23 protein-coding genes and 1 pseudogene are annotated in these 26,354 nt (G+C 40.1%); 19 read left to right on the top strand and 5 right to left on the bottom strand.

Features of this window, described 5'->3' with window-relative positions:
- Position 1 precedes the first annotated feature (1 nt).
- From ACFSY7_RS20205 to meaB, 11 genes are all read left to right on the top strand, one after another.
- Complete coding sequence (locus ACFSY7_RS20205; protein ID WP_126990252.1) at positions 2-883, top strand: polyprenyl synthetase family protein; 882 nt, start codon at positions 2-4, stop codon at positions 881-883.
- Between the two features lie 200 nt (positions 884-1,083).
- Positions 1,084-2,988 (top strand): 1-deoxy-D-xylulose-5-phosphate synthase, encoded by a 1,905-nt coding sequence (gene dxs / locus ACFSY7_RS20200; protein WP_380149410.1) that lies wholly within the window; start codon positions 1,084-1,086, stop codon positions 2,986-2,988.
- Entirely contained in the window at positions 2,988-3,809 is an 822-nt protein-coding gene (locus ACFSY7_RS20195; protein WP_126990250.1) for a TlyA family RNA methyltransferase, read from the top strand. Before dxs ends, ACFSY7_RS20195 begins: the two co-directional genes overlap by 1 nt.
- Before the next feature lie 103 nt (positions 3,810-3,912).
- On the top strand, positions 3,913-4,362 hold the full coding sequence (gene ahrC / locus ACFSY7_RS20190; RefSeq protein WP_126990249.1) for a transcriptional regulator AhrC/ArgR: 450 nt from the start codon (positions 3,913-3,915) through the stop codon (positions 4,360-4,362).
- A 16-nt stretch (positions 4,363-4,378) separates the two neighbouring features.
- Positions 4,379-6,076, top strand: coding sequence for a DNA repair protein RecN (gene recN / locus ACFSY7_RS20185; RefSeq protein ID WP_380149407.1), 1,698 nt, complete (start codon positions 4,379-4,381; stop codon positions 6,074-6,076).
- Between the two features lie 319 nt (positions 6,077-6,395).
- Positions 6,396-7,205, top strand: a complete 810-nt coding sequence (spo0A, locus tag ACFSY7_RS20180) for a sporulation transcription factor Spo0A (protein WP_126990247.1) — start codon at positions 6,396-6,398, stop codon at positions 7,203-7,205.
- Between the two features lie 342 nt (positions 7,206-7,547).
- Positions 7,548-9,119, top strand: coding sequence for a DUF342 domain-containing protein (locus ACFSY7_RS20175; RefSeq protein ID WP_380149405.1), 1,572 nt, complete (start codon positions 7,548-7,550; stop codon positions 9,117-9,119).
- Entirely contained in the window at positions 9,112-9,825 is a 714-nt protein-coding gene (locus tag ACFSY7_RS20170; RefSeq protein WP_380149403.1) for a glycerophosphodiester phosphodiesterase, read from the top strand. The genes ACFSY7_RS20175 and ACFSY7_RS20170 overlap by 8 nt, the downstream gene beginning before the upstream one ends.
- A gap of 286 nt (positions 9,826-10,111) precedes the next feature.
- Positions 10,112-11,755: a methylmalonyl-CoA mutase family protein gene (locus ACFSY7_RS20165; RefSeq protein WP_139992335.1), complete on the top strand. Its 1,644-nt coding sequence runs from the start codon at positions 10,112-10,114 to the stop codon at positions 11,753-11,755.
- Positions 11,752-13,896 (top strand): methylmalonyl-CoA mutase, encoded by a 2,145-nt coding sequence (gene scpA, locus ACFSY7_RS20160; protein ID WP_126990243.1) that lies wholly within the window; start codon positions 11,752-11,754, stop codon positions 13,894-13,896. Before ACFSY7_RS20165 ends, scpA begins: the two co-directional genes overlap by 4 nt.
- Positions 13,896-14,966: a methylmalonyl Co-A mutase-associated GTPase MeaB gene (gene meaB / locus ACFSY7_RS20155; protein ID WP_126990242.1), complete on the top strand. Its 1,071-nt coding sequence runs from the start codon at positions 13,896-13,898 to the stop codon at positions 14,964-14,966. Before scpA ends, meaB begins: the two co-directional genes overlap by 1 nt.
- Before the next feature lie 38 nt (positions 14,967-15,004).
- Here meaB and ACFSY7_RS20150 read toward each other — a convergent pair whose 3' ends face one another.
- Together ACFSY7_RS20150 and ACFSY7_RS20145 are read right to left on the bottom strand one after the other, a co-directional pair.
- Positions 15,005-15,343 (bottom strand): hypothetical protein, encoded by a 339-nt coding sequence (locus ACFSY7_RS20150; protein WP_126990241.1) that lies wholly within the window; start codon positions 15,341-15,343, stop codon positions 15,005-15,007.
- A 111-nt stretch (positions 15,344-15,454) separates the two neighbouring features.
- Entirely contained in the window at positions 15,455-15,865 is a 411-nt protein-coding gene (locus tag ACFSY7_RS20145) for a GyrI-like domain-containing protein (protein WP_380149400.1), read from the bottom strand.
- Positions 15,866-16,047: 182 nt separating this feature from the next.
- On the opposite strand from ACFSY7_RS20145, the gene ACFSY7_RS20140 reads away from it, so the two are divergent.
- The 3 genes from ACFSY7_RS20140 (at position 16,048) to ACFSY7_RS20130 (ending at position 17,828) form a co-directional block, all read left to right on the top strand.
- Complete coding sequence (locus ACFSY7_RS20140; protein ID WP_126990239.1) at positions 16,048-16,257, top strand: hypothetical protein; 210 nt, start codon at positions 16,048-16,050, stop codon at positions 16,255-16,257.
- 66 nt (positions 16,258-16,323) lie between these two features.
- Positions 16,324-16,764 carry a BrxA/BrxB family bacilliredoxin gene (locus ACFSY7_RS20135; RefSeq protein WP_139992333.1) on the top strand — a complete coding sequence of 147 codons (441 nt, stop codon included), beginning with the start codon at positions 16,324-16,326 and terminating at the stop codon, positions 16,762-16,764.
- Between the two features lie 80 nt (positions 16,765-16,844).
- Complete coding sequence (locus ACFSY7_RS20130; protein ID WP_380149399.1) at positions 16,845-17,828, top strand: aromatic acid exporter family protein; 984 nt, start codon at positions 16,845-16,847, stop codon at positions 17,826-17,828.
- Between the two features lie 203 nt (positions 17,829-18,031).
- Here the strand turns inward: ACFSY7_RS20130 and prli42 are convergent, their stop codons facing one another.
- Positions 18,032-18,127, bottom strand: coding sequence for a stressosome-associated protein Prli42 (gene prli42, locus ACFSY7_RS20125; RefSeq protein WP_158620982.1), 96 nt, complete (start codon positions 18,125-18,127; stop codon positions 18,032-18,034).
- A 401-nt stretch (positions 18,128-18,528) separates the two neighbouring features.
- Between prli42 and mce the strand changes: the two genes are divergently transcribed.
- From mce to ACFSY7_RS20100, 5 genes are all read left to right on the top strand, one after another.
- Complete coding sequence (gene mce / locus ACFSY7_RS20120; RefSeq protein ID WP_126990236.1) at positions 18,529-18,927, top strand: methylmalonyl-CoA epimerase; 399 nt, start codon at positions 18,529-18,531, stop codon at positions 18,925-18,927.
- Between the two features lie 21 nt (positions 18,928-18,948).
- Positions 18,949-20,496: an acyl-CoA carboxylase subunit beta gene (locus ACFSY7_RS20115; protein ID WP_126990235.1), complete on the top strand. Its 1,548-nt coding sequence runs from the start codon at positions 18,949-18,951 to the stop codon at positions 20,494-20,496.
- Between the two features lie 143 nt (positions 20,497-20,639).
- The gene (locus tag ACFSY7_RS20110; RefSeq protein WP_380149397.1) at positions 20,640-21,842 is read left to right on the top strand and encodes a D-serine ammonia-lyase; all 1,203 of its coding nucleotides are present in this window, start codon (positions 20,640-20,642) and stop codon (positions 21,840-21,842) included.
- Between the two features lie 77 nt (positions 21,843-21,919).
- Positions 21,920-23,077 (top strand): hypothetical protein, encoded by a 1,158-nt coding sequence (locus tag ACFSY7_RS20105; protein WP_126990233.1) that lies wholly within the window; start codon positions 21,920-21,922, stop codon positions 23,075-23,077.
- Between the two features lie 97 nt (positions 23,078-23,174).
- The gene (locus ACFSY7_RS20100) at positions 23,175-24,296 is read left to right on the top strand and encodes a M20/M25/M40 family metallo-hydrolase (protein WP_139992327.1); all 1,122 of its coding nucleotides are present in this window, start codon (positions 23,175-23,177) and stop codon (positions 24,294-24,296) included.
- Between the two features lie 309 nt (positions 24,297-24,605).
- Here ACFSY7_RS20100 and ACFSY7_RS20095 read toward each other — a convergent pair.
- Positions 24,606-25,298: pseudogene (locus ACFSY7_RS20095) on the bottom strand (D-alanyl-D-alanine carboxypeptidase family protein); the annotation flags it as partial.
- Between the two features lie 73 nt (positions 25,299-25,371).
- On the bottom strand, positions 25,372-26,262 hold the full coding sequence (locus ACFSY7_RS20090) for a DMT family transporter (RefSeq protein ID WP_380149395.1): 891 nt from the start codon (positions 26,260-26,262) through the stop codon (positions 25,372-25,374).
- Positions 26,263-26,354 lie beyond the last annotated feature (92 nt).

Genomic DNA, 26,354 nt, shown 5'->3' with positions numbered 1-26,354 from the left:
CATGACGAATTTAAAAGAATTTATGGCGCTAGAAATGCCGAAAATTGAAGAAGTGATGCTCGATTTAGTAGAAAAAATCCAAGCACCTGCGATTTTAAAAGAAGCAATGAGTTATTCATTAAAAGCAGGAGGAAAACGTGTACGTCCCCTATTCGTACTCGCTGTACTCGATCATTTTGGTAAAAATCATGCAAATGGGTATGTGGTTGGTTCAGCAGTCGAAATGATTCATACGTATTCATTAATTCATGATGATCTACCAAGCATGGACAATGACGATTATCGTCGTGGTAAATTAACGAATCATAAAGTATATGGCGAAGCGTATGCAACCCTTGCAGGCGATGCGCTAAATACATTACCATTTGGTATCATTGCGCGTATGACGGACCTTACAGCGGAGCAAAAAGTGACATTAATTGAATTATTAAGTGTCGCAGCAGGTGCAGAAGGTATGGTTGGTGGCCAAGTGCTTGATATCGACGGTGAAACACGTCAATTAACATTAGATGAACTTGTCAATGTGCATGTAAATAAAACGGGCGCTATTTTACGCTTTAGCATTGAATCAGGTGCCGTATTAGCGGGTGCTTCAGATGAGGAACGTGCCATTTTACGCGATTATGCATATCATATTGGCTTAGCCTTCCAAATCAAAGATGATATTTTAGATATCGAAGGTACGACAGAAGAGCTTGGTAAAACAGCTGGAAAAGATGTTGCGAGCGATAAAAGTACGTACCCTGCACTTCTAACATTAGACGGTGCAAAAGAGAAGTTAGATATTCATTATAAGGGAGCTCTTACAGCACTTGGGAAATTACCGAGTGATAGCACACTTCTTGAAGAGCTAGCCACATATATTGTGAAGCGAAATAAGTAATTTTAAATTCTTTTAAGTTTATTGAAACATCAATGATTGGTATAATAGATAGCAACTGACTGTTAAGTTATATATATCATTTGAACGGATTCGGCCTAATTTTGCATAGTCACGATGTGTGACGGGTAAAGGAGGGTATTGGATACGCTCTATTTTAAAAAAAGCTGACAGAAAATCAATGATAAAGGTGTGTGATGGCGATGGATTTAACAACAATATCTAGTCCATCCTTTTTGAAACAACTCAACAATAAGCAACTAGAAAGCTTAAGTGCGGATATCCGCAAATTCTTAATCGAAAAATGTTCGATTACAGGTGGTCATATTGGCCCGAATTTAGGAGTTGTCGAATTAACGCTTGCCCTACATCGCACATTTAATAGCCCAGAAGATAAGCTATTATTTGATGTAGGACACCAAGCATATGTGCATAAAATTTTAACAGGTCGCGCATCGCAGTTTGATACGCTACGTCAGTACAAAGGTTTATGTGGATTCCCAAAACGCATCGAATCAGAGCATGATGTCTGGGAAACAGGTCATAGCTCAACATCTCTATCAGCAGCGATGGGTATGGCTGCTGCACGTGATGTACAAGGTAAAAAGAATTATGTCATTCCAATCATTGGCGATGGCGCATTAACAGGCGGTATGGCGATGGAAGCACTGAACCATATCGGTCATGAAAAAACGAATATGATTGTCATTTTAAATGATAATGAAATGTCGATTGCACCAAATGTTGGGGCAATGCATAATATCTTAGGACGTCTCCGTACAGCACCACCGTATAATAAAGCAAAAGACGACGTGGAAGGCTTCCTGAAAAAAATCCCGGCAGTTGGTGGGAAATTAGCAGGAGCTGCAGAACGCGTGAAAGATAGCTTGAAATATTTAGTAATGTCAGGCATGTTCTTTGAAGAAATGGGCTTTACGTACTTAGGTCCCATTGATGGCCATGACTTCGATACGCTAGAGCAAACATTAAACAATGCGAAGCAAACAGAAGGTCCTGTATTGATTCATGTTATTACGAAAAAAGGGAAAGGCTATACACCTGCTGAAACCGATACAGTCGGTACATGGCATGGTACGGGTCCATATAAAATGGAAACGGGTGAATTCCCTAAATCGAAAACAACAGCTCCTGGTTGGTCAAAATTAGTAGCGGATACGGTAACACGTATAGCGCGCGAAGATGATCGAGTTGTAACGATTACACCGGCAATGCCTGTAGGTTCAAAATTAATGGGCTTCGCGGAAGAATTCCCAGAGCGTTTCTTTGACGTAGGGATTGCTGAGCAACATGCGACAACGATGGCGGCAGGTATGGCAGCAGATGGCTGTAAACCGTTCTTATCGATTTATTCAACATTTTTACAACGTGCGTACGACCAAATGCTCCATGATGTATGCCGACAAAACTTAAATGTCTTTGTTGGGATTGACCGAGCAGGCTTGGTTGGCGCAGATGGCGAAACGCACCAAGGTGTGTTTGATATTCCATTCTTACGTTCAATGCCAAATATTACGATCATGATGCCAAAAGATGAAAATGAAGGGCAACATATGGTCAAAACGGCGTTAAGCTATGATGATGGCCCGATTGCGATGCGTTACCCACGTGGTAATGGTCGTGGTGTACGAATGGATTCAACGCTTGAAACCATTGAAATCGGCACGTGGGAAACATTGCGTGAAGGCGCAGATGCAGCCATTCTAACATTTGGTACAACTATTCCAATGGCAGAACAAGCAGCAGAAGAGCTTGAAGCACAAGGTATCGACACAGAAATTGTTAATGCCCGCTTTATTAAACCGTTAGATGAAGAGATGCTTCACCGTCTATTTAAAGAAGGCAAAGCAATCTTAACAATTGAGGAATCAATGCTTGAAGGCGGCTTTGGTAGTGCGGTATTAGAATTTGCTAATGACCATGGCTACAATACAGCACAGCTAAAACGTATGGGTATTCCAGATGAGTTTATTGAGCATGGTAGCGTTGATTTATTGCTACGTGACATTCATATGACGAAGGAACAAGTTGTAGCTGATCTAACAACTTTAGTCGAAAAAACTAAACAGCAAGCGGGTTTAAAAGCATAATGACAGATAAAGTATCAAAAGAGCGCGCGGACGTATTGCTTGTACAAAGCGGTTTATGTGAAACACGAGAACGCGCAAAACGTACGATTATGGCAGGCATTGTTTTTGCGAACGATGTACGTGTCGACAAACCAGGTGAAAAACTTTCACGTGATGTGGAACTACGCATTAAAGGGCAACAAATTCCATATGTTAGTCGCGGCGGCTTGAAATTAGAAAAAGCATTAAAAAACTTTGACGTATCAGTTGATGGGAAACTAATGCTTGATATCGGTTCATCAACGGGTGGCTTTACAGATTGTGCATTACAAAATGGTGCACGTCATTGTTACGCCCTCGATGTTGGCTCGAACCAATTAGCCTGGAAGCTACGTTCAGATGAGCGCGTAACAGTAATGGAAAAAACCAATTTCCGCTACGTCACAGCACCTGATTTAGCAGAAGGGTTACCAGAATTTGCAACAATCGACGTGTCCTTTATTTCGCTAGAATTAATTTTACCAGTCCTTAAACAACTACTCGTACCGGGTGGCGATGTTATTGCACTTGTGAAACCACAATTTGAAGCGGGTAAAGAAAAAGTCGGTAAAAAAGGTGTCGTTCGCGATGCAAAAGTACATCAAGAAGTGTTAGAAAAAATCGCTACCTTTTCAGAAGGTCTCGGTTTCGTATTGAAGCAAGCATCATTTTCACCAATTACGGGTGGTGAAGGGAATATTGAATTTTTATTCCACTTACACAATCCCTTACCAGGTGATGAAGCTGTTCCAGAAATCGACTTAAAAGCGATTGTACAAGAGGCGCATAGCCAATTAAAATAACACGGGTCGCCTTTGAGTAGGCCCGTGTTTTTTCTTGTCATTTACTGATTTTGGTGATACCGTTATTTTTAGAAAGCATATTTATGCATAGAGGTGAAGAAAAATGAATAAAAGTCAACGACATATCCGCATTCGTGATTTAATCGCGAATCAAGACATTGAAACACAAGACGAATTAGTCGATTTATTAAAGCAAGCAGGTTTTAACGTAACACAGGCAACGATTTCTCGTGATATTAAAGAGCTTCATTTAATTAAAGTACCCATGCAAGATGGACGCTATAAATATAGTTTGCCAGCAGATCAACGTTTTAATCCACTACAAAAATTACATCGTGCGCTAGCTGATTCATTTGTATCAATCGATGGAGCGAGTCATTTTTTAGTGATGAAAACATTGCCGGGTAATGCCAATGCGATAGGTTCATTATTGGATCATTTAGATTGGAATGAAATCTTAGGTACAATTTGTGGCGACGATACGATTTTGATTTTATGCCGCGAGGAAAGTGACCGCGACGTATTAAAAAGTCGTTTAATCGAAATGCTGTAATAGAGGTGAGTCGGAATTGTTAAAAGAATTATCGATACGCAATTTTGCTATTATTGAGTCGTTAACAGTCGATTTTCAAAATGGATTAACTGTGCTAACGGGTGAAACAGGCGCTGGTAAATCCATTATTATCGATGCCGTTCAATTATTAGCTGGTGGCAGAGGTTCGCAGGAGTTTATTCGTCATGGAGCCAAAAAAGCAGAGTTAGAAGGTTTATACACCGTGCCAGATGAGCATCCTGTTTATGCAGCATGTGAAGCGCTTGGTGTAGAAGTAGAAGAAGGAACAATTATTTTACGTAGAGATTTAAATCAGAGTGGCAAAAGTGTATGTCGTGTCAACGGCAAGCTGATGACGCTCACACAAATGCGTGAAATTGGGTCGTATCTTATCGATATTCATGGCCAACATGAATCACAGGAGCTTATGAATGATAAGGAACATATCCATTTGCTAGACCAATTTGCGGGAGACCAATTGACAGCGGATAAAGAACGTTATACGACGGCGTATGATGCGTATCGAGCGTTAAAGCGAGAAATCGCTGCGTTTGCGGTAAGCGAACAGCAAATCGCACAGCGCATTGATTTATATCAATTCCAACTAGAAGAAATTGATGCTTGTCAGTTCCGAGTAACAGAAGAGGAAGAATTAAGTGAAGAGCGCTTACGCTTAATGAATTTCAATAAAATTTTTGAAGGTGCAAATGCTGCCCACGAATCAATCCTTGGTGAAGGAAATGGACTAGATTTTATCGGTCGTGCAATGTCTGAGCTTGAGCACATCGTTTCGGTGGATGAAAACTTTAAAGAGCATGCTGAGAATGTCGCCAATGCGTTTTATATGCTACAAGAAGCGGGGTTTGGTGTGAAAAGCTTGCTCGATGATTTAGAGTTTGACCCAGAGCGTTTAAATGAAGTAGAACAGCGTCTACAACTCATTCAATCGATGAAACGAAAATATGGCACATCGTTGCAAGAGATTTTAACGTACCGCGATAAAATCGATGCGGAGCTGCATACTTTATTAAATCATGATGAAAATATGCAAAAGCAAGAGGCGGAATTACAGAAGCTAAATGACAAATTGCTGAAGCTTGCGCATAAATTAACGAGCATTCGTCAAAAAGCGGCGACTGCACTTGCAGAAGCCATTATGACCCAACTACGTGAGTTATATATGGAGAAAGCACAGTTTGTCGTACATTTCGATCATCTACCAGATGGTCAATTTGATCGTAATGGTGCAGATGAAGTTGTGTTCTATATCTCAACGAATGTCGGGGAGCCACCGAAACCATTAACGAAAATTGCATCGGGCGGTGAGTTATCGCGTGTTATGCTAGCGCTCAAAACGATTTTCTCATCGACAATGGGGATTACATCGATTATTTTTGATGAAGTGGATACAGGCGTTAGTGGTCGTGTTGCGCAAGCAATCGCTGACAAAATTGCCGCAGTCTCGATTCATTCACAAGTACTATGTATTTCTCATTTACCGCAAGTTGCGGCGATGGCAGATCATCATTATCATATTCAAAAAGATGAAGATCAGCAGCGTACGTATACGTCGCTACGAGAAATCGAAGGCAACGAACGTATTGATGAGCTAAGTCGTATGATGTCAGGTCCTGAAATTACAGAAAAAACATTTTTACATGCCAAAGAGCTTGTCGAAATCGCCAATGAGCGTAAAAAAGAATTTCGATTATAAAAAAAGATGCTGGGACAAAACACGTCATTTTCCTTTTTGAGCGTTCGCAACGAAAAACCGGAACCGCGCTACAGCGCGATTCCGGTTTTTCTTATGCTCATATGAACGGTTGTTTTTATACATATGACCCAGCCTCTTTTTTTGTTTTTTTTACTCTTTTTTACATAATTTTTCTATATTTTGAATGGAAAGTACCAATCTTCTTTGAATAAAAAGGCCATCTAACAATTCGTATTTTCAGAATGTGCTTTTTTTGTTACAATAGATAGGATAAAGAGTAGAACTGTAAGAGATTGCTGTGGCATAGGGGGATTACGTGATGGAAAAAATAAAAGTCGCGATTGCTGATGATAATAAAGAATTAGTACGCGCACTAGCAAGTCATTTATCGGAAAATCCTCAAATTGAGGTTATTAATACCGTATCAAATGGTAAGCAGTGCCTAGAAATGCTAAAAGAAAGCATTCCAGATGTATTAATTTTAGATGTTATCATGCCGCATTTAGATGGATTAGCAGTGCTGGAAGAAATTCACAAACAAGTGGCGTATCAGTCAATTAAGGTGATTATGTTAACAGCGTTTGGTCAAGAAGATGTGATGAAGCAAGCAGTGGAGTTAGGCGCTGCGTATTTCATGTTAAAACCTTTCGAGATGCAACGTTTAGAAGCAAAAGTACTGCAATGCGGGCAAGGGACAAGTAAGCAACTAGAAAACCAACAAACGCCACTTGTAAATACAGGCATTTTACAAGGATTGCAACCAGAAGTAGTGGACCAACAACGCTTAGATATGCAGGTGACGGATTTAATTAAGGAAATTGGTATTCCGCCACATATTAAAGGCTATGGCTATTTACGTGAAGCCATTCAAATGGTGTATTTAAACGTCGATTTATTGAGCTCTGTCACAAAAATATTATATCCAGACATTGCGAAAAAATTCGATACGACATCATCGCGTGTTGAACGTGCAATTCGACATGCGATTGAGGTAGCTTGGAATCGCGGAAATTATGAAGCGATTGCAGACCTATTTGGTTATTCTTCACATCATATGAAGCAAAAGCCAACAAATTCAGAATTTATCGCGATGGTTGCGGACAAATTACGCATGGAAATGATGAATTAAACTATTTAATGGTACATTTGTTTTCAACGAGTATCCATGCTAAATAATGAACTTCTTTTTATTAGTTTTTTAATAAAGCTGATAAAAAGGAGTTTTTTTATGACTTATTAATGAAACAGGTCTTAATAGCGCTTCGTATGAGGAATATTTTCTTCTATCAGTTTTTAAAACTTCTTTATAATATTAAATAAGTATTTAGTACTATTAAATAAAGAAAAAATAAAGTGAATGTAATTAATAGGTGTATAATACTATTTTAACAATAGGCTATGTGTTCTATAAAATGAATTTGATACAATGAAAATATACATAAAGATTTTTGACTGTGAAGGAGGCCGCATCATGGTATTAGTCGAAAATGTGTTTTTTGAAGTCTATGAGAGCTTGGATAAAATTTTTATTCGTGTGCATAAAGAAGGCTTTAAATTAAAAGACTTTGAAACCATTATGAAGCAACAACGACGCTTAAAGTTAACAAGTTTTCAAACATTACGAGAGGCATTGCAAACGCCAGCGCCGGAGCCGTATGAGATTGGTATTTGGCTTCCGGTGCTTGTGCTAAGCATCTCAAAAGATTCGATGACTGTTTCACTGCAAGTAAACGATACGGAAGATGCACTCGTACGAAATGAAGCGCAATTGAATAAACAGATTAGAATGATTGCCGATAGTATGGGATTACGCTGCAAAATAATTCATGTAACACCCGAACAAGTAATCAATGAAAAAAACATCATTGTAGGGAAAGGAATTGAGCCAGAGCGTGGTGCGGACGCTGTACTTAATTACTTTGAAAGTCCAGTTATAAAACCGATGATTCGTGAAGATGGACGTGCGGATTATTTTGATATGAATTTTATTTGCGAAATTGAAGAGAACCAATGGCTCGGAGAAAAGATTCCAGCGACCGAGGGCGAGAGCGGTATTAATGTATACGGTGAAATTGTTACGGCATTAGCAGGTAAGGATGCGTCGCTACGCTATGATCCAAATTCGGTCTATGAAAGTGAAGAAGAGGACCGTATTGTATTACGTGCGCGTCATAACGGCGTATTAGATATTTCAGATGGCACCGTAAAACTATTACAGCATTTGACCATTCAAGGTGATGTGGGCATTGAGACGGGCAATTTAGATTTTAAAGGCTCGATTTTAATTAAAGGTACGGTAACACCGGGATATCGTGTACGTGCCCTTGGTGATATTTCAATTGAGGGCAATACCGGTGTGACAGGTGCGGAACTTATTGAATCGATTGCGGGAGATGTCAATATACGTGGTGGGATTTTTGGCAATCATACGATGGTTGTGCGCGCAGGTAAGAATATTTATGCCAAGCATGCCAATGATGTGTTGTTAGAAGCAAGGGAAGATATTTATATTAGCAATTATGCGATGGGTTCTAATTTAGTGGCGCAAAATGTGTACTTAGATGAGCATCGTGGTAAAATTATTGGCGGTGAAACGTCGGTCACGCAGTCGATTAAAGTGGCGTATGCAGGGAATCCACATGAACGGCGTACGAATTTATCAATTGTTGTGCCAGATCGCACAGAACGTATGGCAGAGGCACGTGCATTTGCAGATGAATCGGAGAAGCTAAAAGAAGAGTATAAAAAGCGCGAAATTCAGGTGGCGCAGCTAGAATCATTTTACGACAAAATGACACAGGAGCAGCGTTTTGCATTTGAAAATTCAAAACAAACAGCAGCTACATTAAAAAAACGAATTATTCAATTGGATGAACAAATTCAAACGGTGTTATTAAGTGTACGCATGGTTGGACAAGAGGAAATCTCCGTAACAAAAGAAGCATACCCAGGAACCGTTTTACAAATTGGTAAGTTTTCAAGTATGCTGAAAAAAACGACATGTGGTTCGTTTAAAATTGAAGGCGGGAAATTGAATGTCTAAATTACCAATTTACGCGCATCGTGGGGTTATTACAAAAGCACCTGAAAACTCGATGGCGGCGTTTCAACAAGCACTAGAAGAGCAAGCAGATGGCCTAGAGTTTGATGTGCAATTAACAAAGGATTATGTGGCAATTGTGACGCATGATTTAAATTTGAAGCGGTTAACTGGCAAGAATTATCAGTTAAATGAAGTTCCATACAATCAAATTCGTAAATTAACAGTGGGGAAGCGCTTTTTAAAAAAAGGTACGACGCTATTAACGTTTGATGAGTTGCTAGCATGGCTCATCCCACAGCAAATCCCGGTAAATATCGAATTAAAAGAATCGTTTATCGGTCAATTTGCGGCGCTTGAATCACTTGTGAAAAAATGTGGTCGCTTACAGCATGTCCATATTTCATCGTTTCATGAGGACGTTTTACGTGATGTGAAGCGTATTAATCCATCACTTGAAACCGCATTTATTCCGAAAAAAGCATTCGACTGGACATCGCTTCAAGCGGCAGCGCATATCGATGTTATTCATGCGAACAAAAAGCGCTATTACAAGGCGAAGTATTTAAATGCGGCACAACAAGCGGGCAAAAAAGTACGTTTTTATAATATAACAGGACAAGAAAACTATTTAAAAAACCCACATCAAACAGTCATCGGCTGGATTACGGATTATCCGGCAGTCGTTTATAAAAACAGCGTATCATAGTACAGATACGCTGTTTTTTCCATTTAATAGGTCTTTTTGTGATAGTGCTATAGCACAGAGAATGTTTTTTCAGAAAATTTTAAATGCAAGCGGATACATATTTTTTCGCTAGGAAAAGCGCTAAATGTTCTAAAAAAATAAGTTTTTTCATGAGTTTATGTGAAAATGATAGACGCGAAAATAGGTAAGAAGCGCGATATTATCCATTTTTATACTTTTAACAGTCAGAATCTTTGTGTAAAATAAGGCTAGAATCATTGAAGGGGGGAAGCGTCTACGCGACCGTATGACAAACTTAAAAGAAGTAACATTTGAAAAGCCTTCTTACGACCAATGGCAGGAGGCTGCTGTAAAGCAATTAAAAGGAAAACCTTTTGAATCGCTTTTAACAAAAACTATCGAGGGGATCACTCTAGAACCTCTATACACAGAGGAACGTTTACTAGAGGCGCTTGATGGCAAATTAGAGGAGCAAGTATCAACTGTACGTGCATTAAAAGCTGATGGTGACTTTGGGGTAGCACAACAAGCTTTTGGCTCTTCAATTGAAGAATTCGTTGCACAAACAAATGATGCCTTTGCGCGTGGAGCACAATATGTAACAGTAGGGAAAGTGAGCTTTGAGTGGGATGAGGCAGCGTTAAAACAATTGGCAGCCTTAATCGATACACATAAGCAAGTTGTTCTTTACGTTGATAATAAAGAAGTAGTAAATGTTTTCAACTTTGTGACGGATAAAACGGTAACTGGATTTATCGTGTCAGCAGAACCAGTAGAGCTTACTGATTTTGCAAATGTACGCACATTAAATGCCCATACACAAACGGTACACTATGAAGGTGCGAATGCGACACAGGAATTAGCAATTGCATTAGCGCAAGCAGCAGAATTATTAGGTGAGGACTTTGCAGCGAACGAAGACAAATTCTTTGCATCATTTGCAATCGACCCACAATTCTTTATGGAAATCGCAAAAATTCGTGCATTCCGTGTACTATGGAAAGCCTTTGCACAAGCATATGGTGTAACGTCACCAAAACCAGTTCAAATCGTGACGGAAACATCACTACGCTCATTCTCTAAATTAGATGTGTATGTCAATTTACTGCGTGCAGGCAATGAAGCCTTCTCAGCAGTAATCGGTGGCGCAGACGTAGTAACCGTACACCCACATAATGTATTAACAGGTCCAACAAATCAATCGGTACGTATCGCACGTAACGCAGCACTTGTGATTAAAGAAGAGTCACATGTCACAAAAGTATTAGATCCAGCAGGTGGCTCATACTTCGTTGAATCATTAACACATGACCTTGTGAAAAATGCATGGGCATACTTCTTAGAAATCCAAGCAGCAGGCGGCTATACAGCAGCACAAGCAAAAATCGCTGCAGATGTAAAAGTGGTATGGGATAAACGTCTTGCGGATGTAGAAACACGTAAAGCAGTATTAGTTGGTACAAATAACTTCGCGGATGCGACAGAAGAAGTACCAGCAGAAAGCTTTGTTGACGTTAATCGTTTAGCACAACCATTTGAAAAATTACGCGTTGATTTTAAAGAAAATCCAGTAAAAGTAGCCGTACTTGCTTATGGTGAACTGAAAAAAATCAAACCACGTACTGATTTCGTAACAGGTATTTTCGCTACAGCAGGTGTAACGGCAGACGTAACAGAGCCATTTACCGATGTAGAAGCAGCGAAAAACTACTTAGCAACAACGGATGCACAAGTTGTTGTGTTCTCAGCTGTTGATGAGGATGTTGAAGCCGTATTACCACAAATCATCGCTTCAAAACAACCGGGCACATTACTTGATGTTGCCGGTAAATTTGATATCGATGGTATTGATGGTGCCTTATATGCGGGCATGAACATTTACGAAAAACTTGAAGGCATTCAAACAAGCCTTAAGGAGGTACAACGATGAGCGTGAATTTTGGAGCAATTGATATTGAAGAAGTATTAACAAAAGAAGCGTATACGAAAAAAGATGACACGTTTATGACGAACGAAGACATCGAAGTGAAGCATGTCTATACAAAAGAAGATACAGAAGGTTTAAAACATTTAAATGATGTAGCAGGCGTGACACCCAATACGCGTGGCCCTTACCCAACAATGTATGTAGGTCGTCCTTGGACAATTCGTCAATATGCAGGTTTCTCAACTGCTGAAGAATCAAATGCCTTTTATCGTCGTAACTTAGCGATGGGTCAAAAAGGGTTATCTGTAGCGTTTGACCTTGCAACGCACCGTGGCTATGACTCAGATCACCCTCGTGTAACAGGTGATGTTGGTAAAGCCGGCGTAGCAATTGACTCGGTTGAAGATACAAAAATTCTTTTTGCAGGGATTCCACTTGACCAAATGTCTGTATCGATGACAATGAACGGCGCGGTATTACCGGTACTTGCCTTCTACATCGTGACAGCAGAAGAGCAAGGTGTTTCACCAGATAAATTATCAGGTACGATTCAAAATGATATTTTAAAAGAGTATATGGTACGTAACACATATATTTATCCACCAGCAATGTCGATGAAAATTATTGCGGATATTTTTGAATATACATCAAAATTCATGCCAAAATTCAACTCGATTTCAATTTCTGGTTACCATATCCAAGAAGCGGGCGCAACAAATGATATCGAGCTAGGCTACACATTAGCAGATGGTCTTGAATACGCACGTACGGGCTTAGAAGCGGGTATTGATATCGATAAATTCGCACCACGTTTATCATTCTTCTGGGCAATCGGCATGAACTACTACATGGAAATCGCGAAAATGCGTGCTGCACGTCGTATTTGGGCACAGTTAATGAGCCAGTTCGAGCCAGAAAACGCAAAAACGCAATCCCTACGTACGCACTCACAAACGTCTGGTTGGTCGCTAACAGAACAAGACCCATTCAATAATGTGACACGTACATTAATCGAAGCGAATGCGGCAACAATGGGGCATACACAATCACTTCACACGAACGCGTTAGATGAAGCGATTGCACTGCCAACAGATTTCTCTGCGCGTATCGCACGTAATACACAATTATTCTTACAAAACGAAACAGGCATGACAAAAACGATTGACCCATGGGGCGGTTCTTATTATGTTGAGAAATTAACAGATGAGTTGACACAATCTGCGTGGGAATTAATCGAAGAAGTTGAAGGCTTAGGCGGTATGGCCAAAGCAATCGAAACAGGTCTTCCGAAAATGAAAGTCGAAGAAGCGGCAGCAAAACGCCAAGCGAAAATTGACTCGAATGCAGAAACAATTATCGGTGTAAATAAATACCGTTTAACAGAAGAAGAGCCAATCGAAATCCTAGATATCGATAATACATTAGTACGTCAATCGCAAATTGACCGTATTAACAAAATGAAAGAAGACCGCGACGATGCAGAAGTACAAAAACATTTAGCGCGTCTAACAAAAGCTGCGGAAACAGGTGAAGAAAACTTATTAGCGGTTGCTGTAGATGCTGCGCGTGCGCGTGCAACACTTGGTGAAATCTCTGATGCCATTGAAAACGTATCAGGTCGTCATAAAGCAGTTATTCGCTCAATTAGTGGGGTGTACGCTACGAATTATTCAGACCAAGATGCCATTACAGAAGTAAAACAAATGACGGATGAATTCTTAGAAGCAGAAGGTCGTCGTCCACGTATTCTTGTGGCGAAAATGGGTCAAGATGGACATGACCGTGGTGCGAAAGTTGTTGCGACAGCTTACGCAGACTTTGGCTTTGACGTCGATATTTCACCATTATTTATGACGCCAGAAGAAACAGCAGTTATGGCTGTTGAAAATGACGTACATGTTGTCGGTGTATCGTCACTTGCAGCGGGTCATAAAACACTTGTACCAGAATTAATCGCGGAGCTGAAAAAATTAGGCCGCGAAGATATTATTGTCATCGTTGGTGGTGTTGTGCCAGCACAAGATTATGATTTCTTATACGAAAGCGGTGCAAAAGCAATCTTCGGCCCTGGTACTGTATTGCCAATCGCTTCTCAAAAAATTATTGAGCTAATCTACGAACAATTAGGGTACGAGGCTGAATAATGAACGATAAAAAGTCGGCGTTATTTGTCCAGCCAGGGGTTGCAGCTAGTCATGATGGCATGCAGGCGACAACACGTCGTAAATTCGTTCGACGAAAGAAAAAAGAAATTGATTTCGATGCTGCGGTAGCGGATATCCGTGCAGGCGATCGGATTCGTTTAGCGAAAGCCATTACGTTACTCGAAAGCTCAAATACAGACGATAAGGTGCTCGGTCAAGAGCTCTTAAAACGTTTATTGCCGTATACAGGAAATAGTATCCGCATCGGCATTACCGGTGTACCTGGAGCCGGCAAGAGTACGTTCATTGAAACGTTTGGTAAAATGCTTTGTGATGAAGGTCACAAAGTAGCGGTGCTTGCTATTGACCCGTCATCAAGTGTCACAGGCGGCAGTATTTTAGGAGATAAGACACGTATGGAGGAATTATCGCGTGAAAAAAATGCGTTTATTCGTCCAAGTCCGTCCGCTGGTACGCTCGGTGGTGTGCACCGCAAAACACGTGAGACGATGCTCCTTTGTGAGGCAGCAGGCTATGATATTATCTTGATTGAAACAGTGGGTGTTGGACAAAGTGAGACGGCTGTACGTAATATGGTCGATTTCTTCTTATTGCTTGTATTAACCGGTGCAGGTGATGAATTACAAGGCATGAAAAAGGGGATTATGGAGCTTGCAGATGGCATTTTAGTGCATAAAGCAGACGGTGATAATCTTCGAAATGCTAAGAAAACAGCAATGGAATACAAACAAATCTTGCATCTACTTCAGCCAGCAACACCAGGCTGGACGACTCGTACACTAACGGCCTCTTCTTATGAAAAGACTGGTTTTGATAAGGTGTTTAAGACGCTAGATGATTTTAAGGAAACGGCGCTTGAAAACCATGTATGGAATGAGCGACGCAACAGTCAAACGACCGACTGGTTCCGCCAAATGATTTTAGACAAATTAGTCGATGATTTTTATGCCACAGCAGGTCGTAAGGATACTGTCGCTAGCTTAGAGCAAGAAATTTTAAAAGGGAATTTAACCGTTGCTCAAGGAATTGAGACACTGTTTAAACCATAGAAAAAGAGCTTCTTACAACACGTTGTGAGAAGCTCTTTTTATTTGGCATAAATTTTTTTCTCGTTTGTCTTATCTTTTAAATAAACGGTGTGGATGGTTTTTAATTTTTTATCCTTCAGTGTAAAGTCGATGGTGTCCGCACCAACGAAATGCGACGATTGTATTTCGATATAGAGCGTATCACCATCGATATGATACGTGTAGCGCTTGAAATGCGCGCTGTTGTCGGTATAATTTGCTTTTATACTTAGCGTATCTTTATCTAGCGTAATTTGTTTCATATGAATGGCATCTGGCCTCGTTTCAGAGGCGTAGGAAGACAGAAATAAGGCAATACCTAAACAAAGTACGCCGATGATCGGCATTATTTTTTTCACGCGGAAGCCCTCCTTTTTTTAGAGGACGTTTTCATGCCTACTAGGTTCTATTGCGGCTTTTATACCGTAAAAAAACAGGCATATAGTATGCCTGTTCCTTATCTAGGGCCGTTATTCAACGGGGACCCAAATTTCAATATGGTCTAAGTTCTTGCCGATGTATTTTTCAAAACTAATACCTGGGCGATGCGTATAGTCTTGATGGCTATGGAGTGCCTGGAATGTCGGCTCAATTTCGTTGAGCTGATGAATGGTACCTACAAGATAGCGTCCACTTGGAATCGGCACCGCAATTGATTTTACCTCTTTTGGCATATTTTCCTCTTTGACAGCTGCTAAATAATCGATGCCATCTTCGGTAAATGAAATGCAAACACCATAGAGTACATCCGTGTTTACTTCATAATCGTCTAATACATCCGCAAGCTCTTGCCACTGCTCTGAAATATCAGCGATTCTTCCTTCATAAACGTTTAAGCCGCGAAGCACTTCGTCGGCAATCGTTTCAATACGTGTTTGCATAAAATTCATCCTTTCTATTCCAAAATCATCGGTGCATGCACCTTATGTTCATTATAACGTAGAAGCCTTTAATTTTCGAATAATTCTCGTAATATTTAAAAAATTAAAAAACATTCATTTTCAAGTGAATTTGAGCATGTTAAAATAAAGGCACTTATAGAAATTTAAAGGAGTTTTGAAGGATGACAACAAAAAAACATATGCAATTTCATGATGTCGCCAAAATTTTAACCGTGATTGCTGTCGTCTCATTACTCGGGCTCTTCGTAAGCTATCCGGTATACGGTTATCAGCCACATTATGCGGCACTTGTGTTCATTGTCATGACGCTATTTATTGTCGCAATGGTATTTTACGATAAAAATAATAAGAACCACACTCATTCCAAGTAGGAACCTTTGAAATCGAGTGCAGAGGCTGTTATAGTAAGATGAAGATAGTGAAAGGGGCTAATTAATATGGCAATGGAATACGATTTATTATATCAATCAATGATTAATCAATGCCGTTCAGAGTTAACGGAGAATGGTTATACAGAATTACGCACAGCAGAAGAAGTGGACGAAGCAGCAAAACAACCGGGAACAACATTATTTATGGTGAACTCAGTATGTGGTTGCGCAGGCGGTATCGCACGTCCAGCAGCTGTTTATTCACAAAACTACCCAAAACGTCCTGATCACTTTGTGACAGTTTTCGCGGGTCAAGATAAAGAAGCAACAGCAATGGCACGTATGTTATTTGGTGAGGACCATATCCCATCATCTCCATCATTTGTCTTAATGAAAGATGGTCAAGCCGTTGCTGAAATTCCTCGTCATGAAATCGAAGGTCACGACCCTGTAAATGTTGTGACAAACTTACAAGGCTACTTCGAAGATTATTGCGAAGAAATGTAATTATGAGCGAAATTCAGAAACCGTGCATAGGCGCGGTTTTTGTGCGTTTTAAGCCATTTTGAAGGCAGGAGGGGTAGATTATGAGAAAGTTTAAAATAGGATTTCGGACTGTCAAAACAGCAGTTGGCGTCGCACTTGCCATTTGGCTCGCTGCTTTTTTAAATTTAGAATACTATACGAGCGCAGGTATTTTAACAATCTTAAGTATTCAAACAACGAAACGTAAATCAATTCATGCGATTTATACGCGCATTGTTGCCTCATTCCTCGTGCTCGCGATGAGTTATGTGTTCTTTACGTTTCTAGGCTATCACGCATTGATTTTAGGACTTCTCGTGCTATTTCTATTACCTATTTTGGTAATGCTAAAAGTAACGCCCGGTTTTGTGTCATCATCCGTTATTTTATTGCATATTTTTAATGAACAGCATTTTACACTGGCACTGCTTGAAAATGAATTACTCATTATGCTTGTTGGGTTTGGGGTTGGCTTCCTTGTGAATATGCAAATGCCGGATATTGAGCGCGAATTAAATACGTATCGCATCGAAATTGAAAAAAATTATAGTGCGATTTTTAGTGAAATTGCTAAATATTTACGTGAAGGGGATACGAATTGGAATGGGCGTGAGTTATTGCTTGCTACAGAGGCAGTCAATAAAGGGAAATCCCTTGCCTACCAAGATGTTGAAAATCACATCACACGTAAAGAAAACTTGTTTTATCGCTATTTTGATATTCGAGAGCAGCAGCTTGAAATTATTGAGCGTATTTTGCCGAAAATCACCAATCTGCCAACAATTGTGACACAAGCACATGTGATTGCCGAATTTATGGATGATTTATCGAATAATGTGCACTCAGGGAATACGGCTGTAAAATATCGTGAAAAGTTATCTCAAGTGAAGAAAGAATTTCAGGAGCTACCACTGCCACAAACGCATGAAGAGTTTGTGGCGATGGCCTCACTGTATCAATTCCTTGAGGAAATGGATCAATATTTATCAATCAAGCAAAACTTTAAAGGCTTAAAAATTAAAAAGGGCAAACCTGTTTTTAATTAAGGGTGAATCGTTTGATTATCAGCTCACACAAAAAAGAAGGAACCGCGCGTTGGCGGTTCCTTCTTTTGTTATGCTCATGTTTTTTTGCTGGGGATAGGATGTTATTGGCCCAGTGTTTTGTAGTATTGGCCCAGTGTTTTGTAGTATTGGCCCAGTGTTTTGTAGTATTGGCCCAGTGTTTTGTAGTAGCGGGGTTTGAATGATTACAGTAACATCGTTAAACCGAATGCAACGGTAGATACGACCATAATGACAGCCATTAAAATGATAACCGCTTTTTGGAATTTCTTATTGCTCATAACGTCGACTCCTTCACTCTGTTGACCATAGTGTACCAAATCTTTATTTTATTCGCAAAGTTTAATTGTTGAAAAGAAGTAGTTGAAAATAATAATAAATAATGTAAATAAAAAATCTTTTGAGAAACGATTGAAAATAGTTATAGTACAGATTAAAAAAACTGAAAATTTGCACATGTGGTTGCTATGTTGCAAAAACATGGCTCTAAAATAGTGCATAAAAAACAAAAAATGCTCTTTTTTACGATAAAACTAGATTTTTTTTAGAATTAAGCTAACATAAGGATATACATTTGTATGATTTAAAATTTTCTATCAATTTTCAAATGAAGGGGTTCAGTAGAGGATTTTAAAGAAATTCGTTACACTTGTGTTATACAACAAAAAGGAGTTGGGGACTCGTGGAGAATGTAGATCACATTGGCATCGCCGTTCGAAATATTGACGAGCGTATTGCATATTACACTGATGTGTTAGGCATGAACTTGGAGAAAGTCGAAGAAGTAGAATCAGAACAAGTGAAAGTTGCTTTTCTTGATGGCGGCAATACGCATATCGAGTTATTGGAACCGCTTTCTGAGTCATCTGCGATTCACGGCTATCTAGAAAAACGTGGCGAAGGAATTCACCATATTGCATTAAAAGTCAAAGGCATTGAACAAGAAATGGAACGTATGAAAGCAGAAGGTGCACGCCTCCTTTCAGAACAACCTAAAATTGGTGCTGGCGGCGCAAAAGTAGTGTTTATTCACCCGAAATCATCTTTCGGTGTTCTTTATGAATTAGTAGATCGAGGCTAAGAAAAGGAGCAATCAGAAACTATGGATATGTATGATAAAATTAATGAATTATATGATAAAAAACGCACAATCGAAATGGGTGGCGGTGACGCCCGCATTGAAAAACAACATGCTAAAGGTAAATTAACAGCTCGCGAACGTATTGATTTATTACTAGACGAAGGTACTTTCGTAGAAATCAATCCATTCGTACAACACCGTACAGTAGACTTCGGTATGCAAGGCTTAGAGGGCCCTGGCGATGGTGTTGTAACAGGTTATGGTAAAGTCAACGGCCGTCCAGTTTATTTATTCTCTCAAGACTTCACAGTATTTGGTGGCGCTCTTGGTGAAATGCACGCCAACAAAATTGCGAATGTAATGGATTTAGCAGCGAAAAATGGCGCACCATTCATCGGCATTAACGATTCAGGCGGCGCACGTATTCAAGAAGGCGTATTATCACTTGATGGTTACGGTAAAGTATTCTACCGCAACTCAATCTTCTCAGGTGTGATTCCTCAGATTTCCGTAATTATGGGACCATGTGCTGGTGGTGCAGTGTACTCTCCAGCCATCACAGACTTTATCTTAATGGTTGATAAAACATCTCAAATGTTTATCACAGGTCCAAAAGTTATTGAAACCGTAACGGGTGAAAAAATTTCTGCTGAAGGTCTTGGCGGTTCGAAAGTACATAATGCAGTAAGCGGTAATGCTCACTTCCGAGCTCCTGGCGAACAAGAAGCAATCGACCAAATCAAGCAATTATTAAGCTACTTACCACAAAACAACACAGAGAAAGCACCACGTGTTGAATTTAATGAAAAAGACCACGAACGTCCAGAGCTTTTAGATATCGTACCAACGGATCAAACAAAGGCATATGATGTACGTAAAGTGGTTGAACAAGTAGCTGACCCAGGTACATTTATGGAAGTACAAAAAGACTTCGCGAAAAACATCGTAGTCGGCTTTGCACGCATCGATGGTGAATCAGTAGGTCTTGTATGTAACCAACCAAAAGTACTAGCAGGTGGTCTAGATATCGATTCATCTGATAAATTAGCACGCTTTGTACGTACTTGTGACGCCTACAATGTGCCAATCATCACATTTGAAGACGTATCTGGTTTCTTCCCAGGCGTTAAACAAGAGCATGGCGGTATTATTCGTCACGGTGCGAAAATCCTTTATGCATATTCAGAAGCAACTGTACCAAAAATTACTGTTATTCTGCGTAAAGCTTACGGTGGTGCATATGTGGCACTTAACTCAAAAGCAATCGGTGCAGATATGGTATTCGCTTGGCCAAACGCTGAAATCGCTGTTATGGGTGCAGCAGGTGCCGCAAACATTATCCATGCGAGTGAAATCGCGAAATCAGCGGACCCAGAAGCATTGCGCGCTCAAAAAATCGAAGAATACAAAGAAAAATTCGCAAATCCTTACGTTGCAGCGAGCTACGGCTTAGTAGATGACGTGATTGATCCACGTGATACACGTATTAAGTTAATGCAATCACTTGAAATGTTACGCAACAAAAAAGAAGATCGTCCAGCGAAAAAACACGGCAATATTCCACTATAAGTCGAATCGCCGTAAAACATCGAGCCTCTTAGTAGGTTCGATGTTTTTTTATTTAACTAATAAAACATTTAGCTCGCTAGTCTATATGGTAAAAAAGGACATGCGTATTAAAATTTCGTATACTAACTAGTAGGAGGAGTTTTATGACAATTATTGAACAATTACAGCAACGGCAGCAAGTCATTTGGGACAATCCACAAGTGGAACAGCAGCCAACGACATTTTTATTTGATGCGGCGTTAATTGATGAGGCAGAGCGAAGATTACAGCGTTTTGCGCCGTATTTTATGCTCGCCTTTCCGGAAACAAGCGCGACAAATGGCATCATTGAGTCACCACTTGCGTCGCTCGAGCAGCTCGGACACCAGTTTAAGGCATCTCTTTTCGTAAAACGTGATGATATTTTACCAGTAAGTGGTTCTATTAAGGCACGCGGGGGTATACATGAAGTATTGGTACTTGCCGAGTCCATTGCGCTACAAGCAGGACTACTTACGACAAAAGATTCGTATACGCTTTTTGCAGAGCAAGCAATCATTGATGAGCTATCAAACCATACGATTGTTGTCGGATCAACAGGTAATCTTGGCTTATCGATTGGTATGATGAGTGCGAAGCTAGGTTTTCGAGTTGTTGTACATATGTCACATGATGCTAAGCAGTGGAAGAAGGATATGCTGCGAGAAAAAGGTGTTCAAGTCGTCGAGCATGCAGGTGATTATAGCGTGGCAGTTGAAACAGGGCGCAAACAAGCAGAGGACGACACATATAGTCATTTTATCGATGACGAAAACTCGCAGCAATTATTTGCAGGCTATGCTGTTGCTGCACGTCGGCTCGCGAATCAATTGCCACAAAAGCCAACTACAGCGACACCACTTGTCGTCTATATTCCATGTGGTGTCGGTGGCGGGCCAGGTGGCGTTATTTATGGTTTGAAGGCACAATTTGGCGCAGCAGTGAAATGTTTTATGGTCGAGCCGGTCGAATCGCCCTGTATGTTGCTTGGTATGGCTACAGGCAAGCATGATGCTATTTGTGTAGAAGATATTGGCTTAACAAATCAAACGATTGCAGATGGTTTAGCTGTTGGACGTGCATCACGCTTTGTAGGCCGTTTAATGGAGCCGCTACTAGATGGGGTGCTAACAGTGTCAGATACCCGACTGCGCGAGCTACAGCAGCTACTATGGACAACTGAACGCATTTATGTGGAACCGTCCGCAGCAGCAGGTTTTGAAGGTGCTGTTTTACTAGCATCACGTTATCCGACAGCACAACATCTCGTATGGGCAACAGGCGGTGGCTTAGTACCCGCTACAGAAAAAAGTCATGATTTTATATAATTAAACGAGGGCAGGCACTGTATTATTTTGTATAATAGAAAAAGATGAATGAAGGAATGACAACAGGAGGTGCATGGATGAGCTTTTGGAATAAACAAAAACGTTTACAAGAAGAAGAGCCTCAAGTAACGCTTGAACGAGAAGGACATGCTATCGCAATTGAGCTCGATCATCGCTATATTGATATTCGCGTTGATAAGCCATATATCGATGTCATCGAAACGATTCATTTTTACAATGAATTGCTAGATGGTAAGACGAAGGAGCAGCGAGCACTTAATGCACGTGCCATTGAGTTTTTTGCACAGTTTACAAAAGTCCCACTAGGCAATGCCTATGACTTTTTTCAAACGATTGTGTTCTTTTATTATAAACATTATCAAGATGAAAGCTGTCCATTTGAAGGCAGTAATCTGACATTTATTTTCTCACGTGTGGCCATTGATATTTACAATCACATTCAAGAAGACATCACAGACGTACATATGACATTAGAAGAAATAGAATCGCGTCAACCACGTGCTTTTTATTTCCATGAAGGCGATGTCGAGCTATCGGGTATGCGCTTTATTCGTGAAACGAAATTATTAATGCCGACGCTATTACCGGTAGAAAAACAACAGTTAACAACATTTAATAATTTCTTATTAGCGCAAGAAATGCAAGAAATTAGTCAAGATATTCAAGGGGATGTCGCGCGCTTTTTAGATGCCTATGCGCTATTATCCTATGAGCAATTTGACCAAATTTATCAGTTATTAATGCATAATCAATCGATAGTTGAAGAACAGCAAAATATTCACATTATGGGCATGAAATATATTTATATCCCGAATGTAGATATTGAACGTGCATTACAGGCGATTCGCGTCTATCACCTACAATGTACGCTTGAAGAGGGACTGCGTAATTACTTATCCCTTTACGAAGGAGCAACGGCAACGGTCCTAGGCATTATTGATTTTATCAATGAGGAAAATGCGCGCTTATATGGTGAAAAAGAGCCGCTCATTTTTGCGAATAATCAGCGCTATTTAAACTTATTCTTTAACGATTATTGCTTTGAACATCAAATCGAAGAAGGCAAGGACTCACCACGCGTTCGTCAATTTTTACATGCGCTAGCAAAAGATTATACACGTCAAAAAAGTAAACAAGATGGTGGCATGATGAAATGCACCGCCATTATTAAAAATGCGCTCAGCAAAAACCGCTTAATGGGGCGCGAAAAGTAACGAAAATAGGGATTTTGTGGTATAGTGATACGTGGAAACGTAGCATAGCTACAAGCCTAACAGGACATGCTAGGTTGAATATAAAGGAGTCTTACCATTGAATAGTCGAATCGTAGAACAATTTTTAGAATTAGTACAAATTGATTCAGAAACGTATCATGAAGAAAAAATTTCACCTGTATTACAAAACATTTTAAAAGAGCTAGGATTTGATGTTTATGTAGATGATGCCGATACGAAAAACGGCCATGCATCAGGTAATATTATCGCGACATTAAAAGGCAATACAGAGGGCATTGATGCGATTTACTTCACAGCCCATATGGACACTGTTGTTCCGGGCGTTGGAATTAAACCAATCATTAAAGAAGACGGCTATATCTATTCAGATGGCACAACGATTTTAGGTGCTGATGATAAAGCAGGTCTTGCTGCATTAATCGAGCTTGCACGTCGCATTCAAGAACAAAAAATCGCACATGGTGACATTCAATATGTCATTACAGCTGGTGAAGAGTCAGGCCTTGAAGGCGCGAAATTCTTAGACCATGAAAAAGTCTATGCAAAATATGGCTTTGCAGTTGATTCAGATGGCAAAATTGGTGAAATTGTTGTCGCAGCACCGTACCAAACAAAAATCTTTGCCACATTAAAAGGTAAAACAGCACATGCTGGTGTTGAACCAGAAAAAGGCATTTCAGCAATTACAATTGCAGCTAAAGCCGTTGCACGTATGAAACTTGGTCGTATCGATAGCGATACAACAGCAAATATCGGTCGCTTTGAAGGCGGTAAAGCAACAAATATCGTGGCGGACGAAGCAACGGTATTAGCAGAATGTCGTTCATTGGATCAAGACAAAGTAGAAGCACAAGCGGCATCAATGAAAGCTGCTTTTGAAGAGGCAGCTAAAGAAATGGGCGGCGCTGCTGAGGTAGAAGTGAAAAATATGTACCCTGGTTTCCGCTTCACAGAGCAAGATGTTGTTGTACAAATTGCACAACAAGCAGCTCGTGCTATCGGTCGCGAACCAAAATTAGCACAATCAGGTGGCGGTAGTGATGCAAACGTTATCGCAGGCTACGGCATTCCAACAGTCAACTTAGCGGTTGGTTATGAATTTATTCATACAACAAACGAACGTATTCCAGTAGAAGAATTAGAAAAATTAGCTGATTTATTAGTAGCAATCGTTAACGTAACAACAACTGCAAACTAATTTTTTAACGCAAACTACTTGGAAAAATATTATAAATAAAACCCCAGGAGTCGCTAAACGAAGCGGATTCTGGGGTTTTTTATGCGGTTATTGTTGTTTCTTTGTCGTCGTTGTTTGATTTGCCGCTTCTTGTTGTTGTGGGTCTTCTTGTGGGTTCCAAATAGTTAAAATAACTCCTTGATCGTTATCGCCAGAAACGGTGTAACTTTGTTCAAGTGGCACTTCAATTGTTGTTGTGCCCGTCGCTTTTACATCATGATGTTCAATCGTATACGTCATGCCATTTACTGTTGTTGTTAATGCGTCATGCTTTTTCAAATAGTTCATGTACTCTTCTAGTACCCAATCACGCTTTTGCATAATTAAACTATGTGGTAGGCCAACATAACGGAAATGCCAAGCTTCATATTGAATGCCTGTAATATCCGTTTTATCGCTAGGGTAGCGCAAGATAAAGCCATATTTTGCGGCATTTTTTGCTAACCATTTACCTTCTTCTGCATTTTCCATTAAACCAAGGCTTGAACCAATATCCATTGATAAGCCTAAGTTATGTTCGCTCGCACCGGCTGGTAGTGCAATGTCTGCACCTTTCGTACGGTAAAGTTCTGCTTGAACCTTTTTCGAACGATAGCTGCTATTGATAACAAAGTGTGTGACATTGTCTTTTTTCGCATCGTGAATCATCTGCTGAAAAGCGCTTAGCATGTCACGAGAAATCTTAATCGAATCATCTGCTGTTGTAAAATTTTTAATAAGCTTTGGATGCTTCGATAAGGTTACTAAATCTTCCGGAACTGCTTTGTCATTGACTTCATGATCGGCATTAATGAGTACAAGCTGTCCTTTTGAAATGTCATCGGCTGTAACAGAAACCGTTTGTGTTGTTGGTTTCTTTGGCACAGTTTTTTTCACTTCTTCGGTCGATTGTGTAGCTGATACGACACTGTAAACAACAAGAGCGAGAACGATGGCGACAAGTGCTAATGCAAGCTTCTTCATCTTTCTCCTCCTAAAACTCATTCGTTACTAAGTATATAGTAATTAACGAGAAAGTGTAGCAAAAAGTTACAGTTTATTTGGGCATTAATGAAATAATTAATACAATGCTAAGAATTAAAGCCGCACCGAGCATTTGTAGACCGGAAAATGCGAGACCAAGCCAAATAATACTACTAAAAATCGCCATTAATGGTTCTACTGTACCGAGTAAGGTAGATTCTTTAGCCGATAAGTATCCAACGCTTTGGAAGAAAAACCAAAATGCGATGGCTGTACCAAAGAAGATAGTAAAGAACAGGCCAATATTGGTTTGCCATGTAAAATCGATCGTGCCGACCGCCCAAATCGGATGAATAAAGTTCATACCAATGCCGGCAATTAGCATTGCCCAACCGATAACGACAAGCGCTGAAAAATGCGCGAGTAGCGTTTTTGCATACAGTGTATAAAATGCTAACGTTACAGCCGAGATAAGGCCCCAAATAATGGCTGACATCGGCACCGAAAAATTAGCGAGAGAGCCACCTGTTAACAAAAGCCATGTGCCAACAAGTGTAGCGATAATCATCAGAACATCCATACGTAAAAAAGGTTGCTGACGAGAAAAAATTAAATACAAGATAATAAAAACGGGTGCCGTATATTGTAGTAGCGTTGCGACAGCAGAGTTACCGTACGCAATTGCCGCCATATAGGAATATTGCACACCAAGCATACCAACGATACTAAAAAATACTAAATGAAGCGCGAATTTCTTATAATGCCAAACCGCCATAATCGGCTTTTTACGAATTAATTGTAAACCGAGTAAAATAACACCTGCCCCGAGTAAGCGGGCGGTCACAAACCAGTTGACATCGACATGCTGATGCTGAAATAAATATTGTGACACCGTACCATTTAATCCCCATAAGCTTGCGCCAATTAGCGCGAGTACGATACCAAGAAATCGTTGATTCCTCACATTATCACCTATTTCTATCAAGATATATCGACTATAATGGAATGATAACGGAAAAAATAGCGGTTTATCCGCAAAAACTATCAAGATATTGA

The sequence above is a fragment of the Kurthia populi genome, from assembly GCF_042686175.1.
In the GTDB taxonomy this organism is placed as follows: Bacteria; Bacillota; Bacilli; order Bacillales_A; family Planococcaceae; genus Kurthia; species Kurthia populi.
This window is presented reverse-complemented; position numbering and strand designations above follow the sequence as displayed.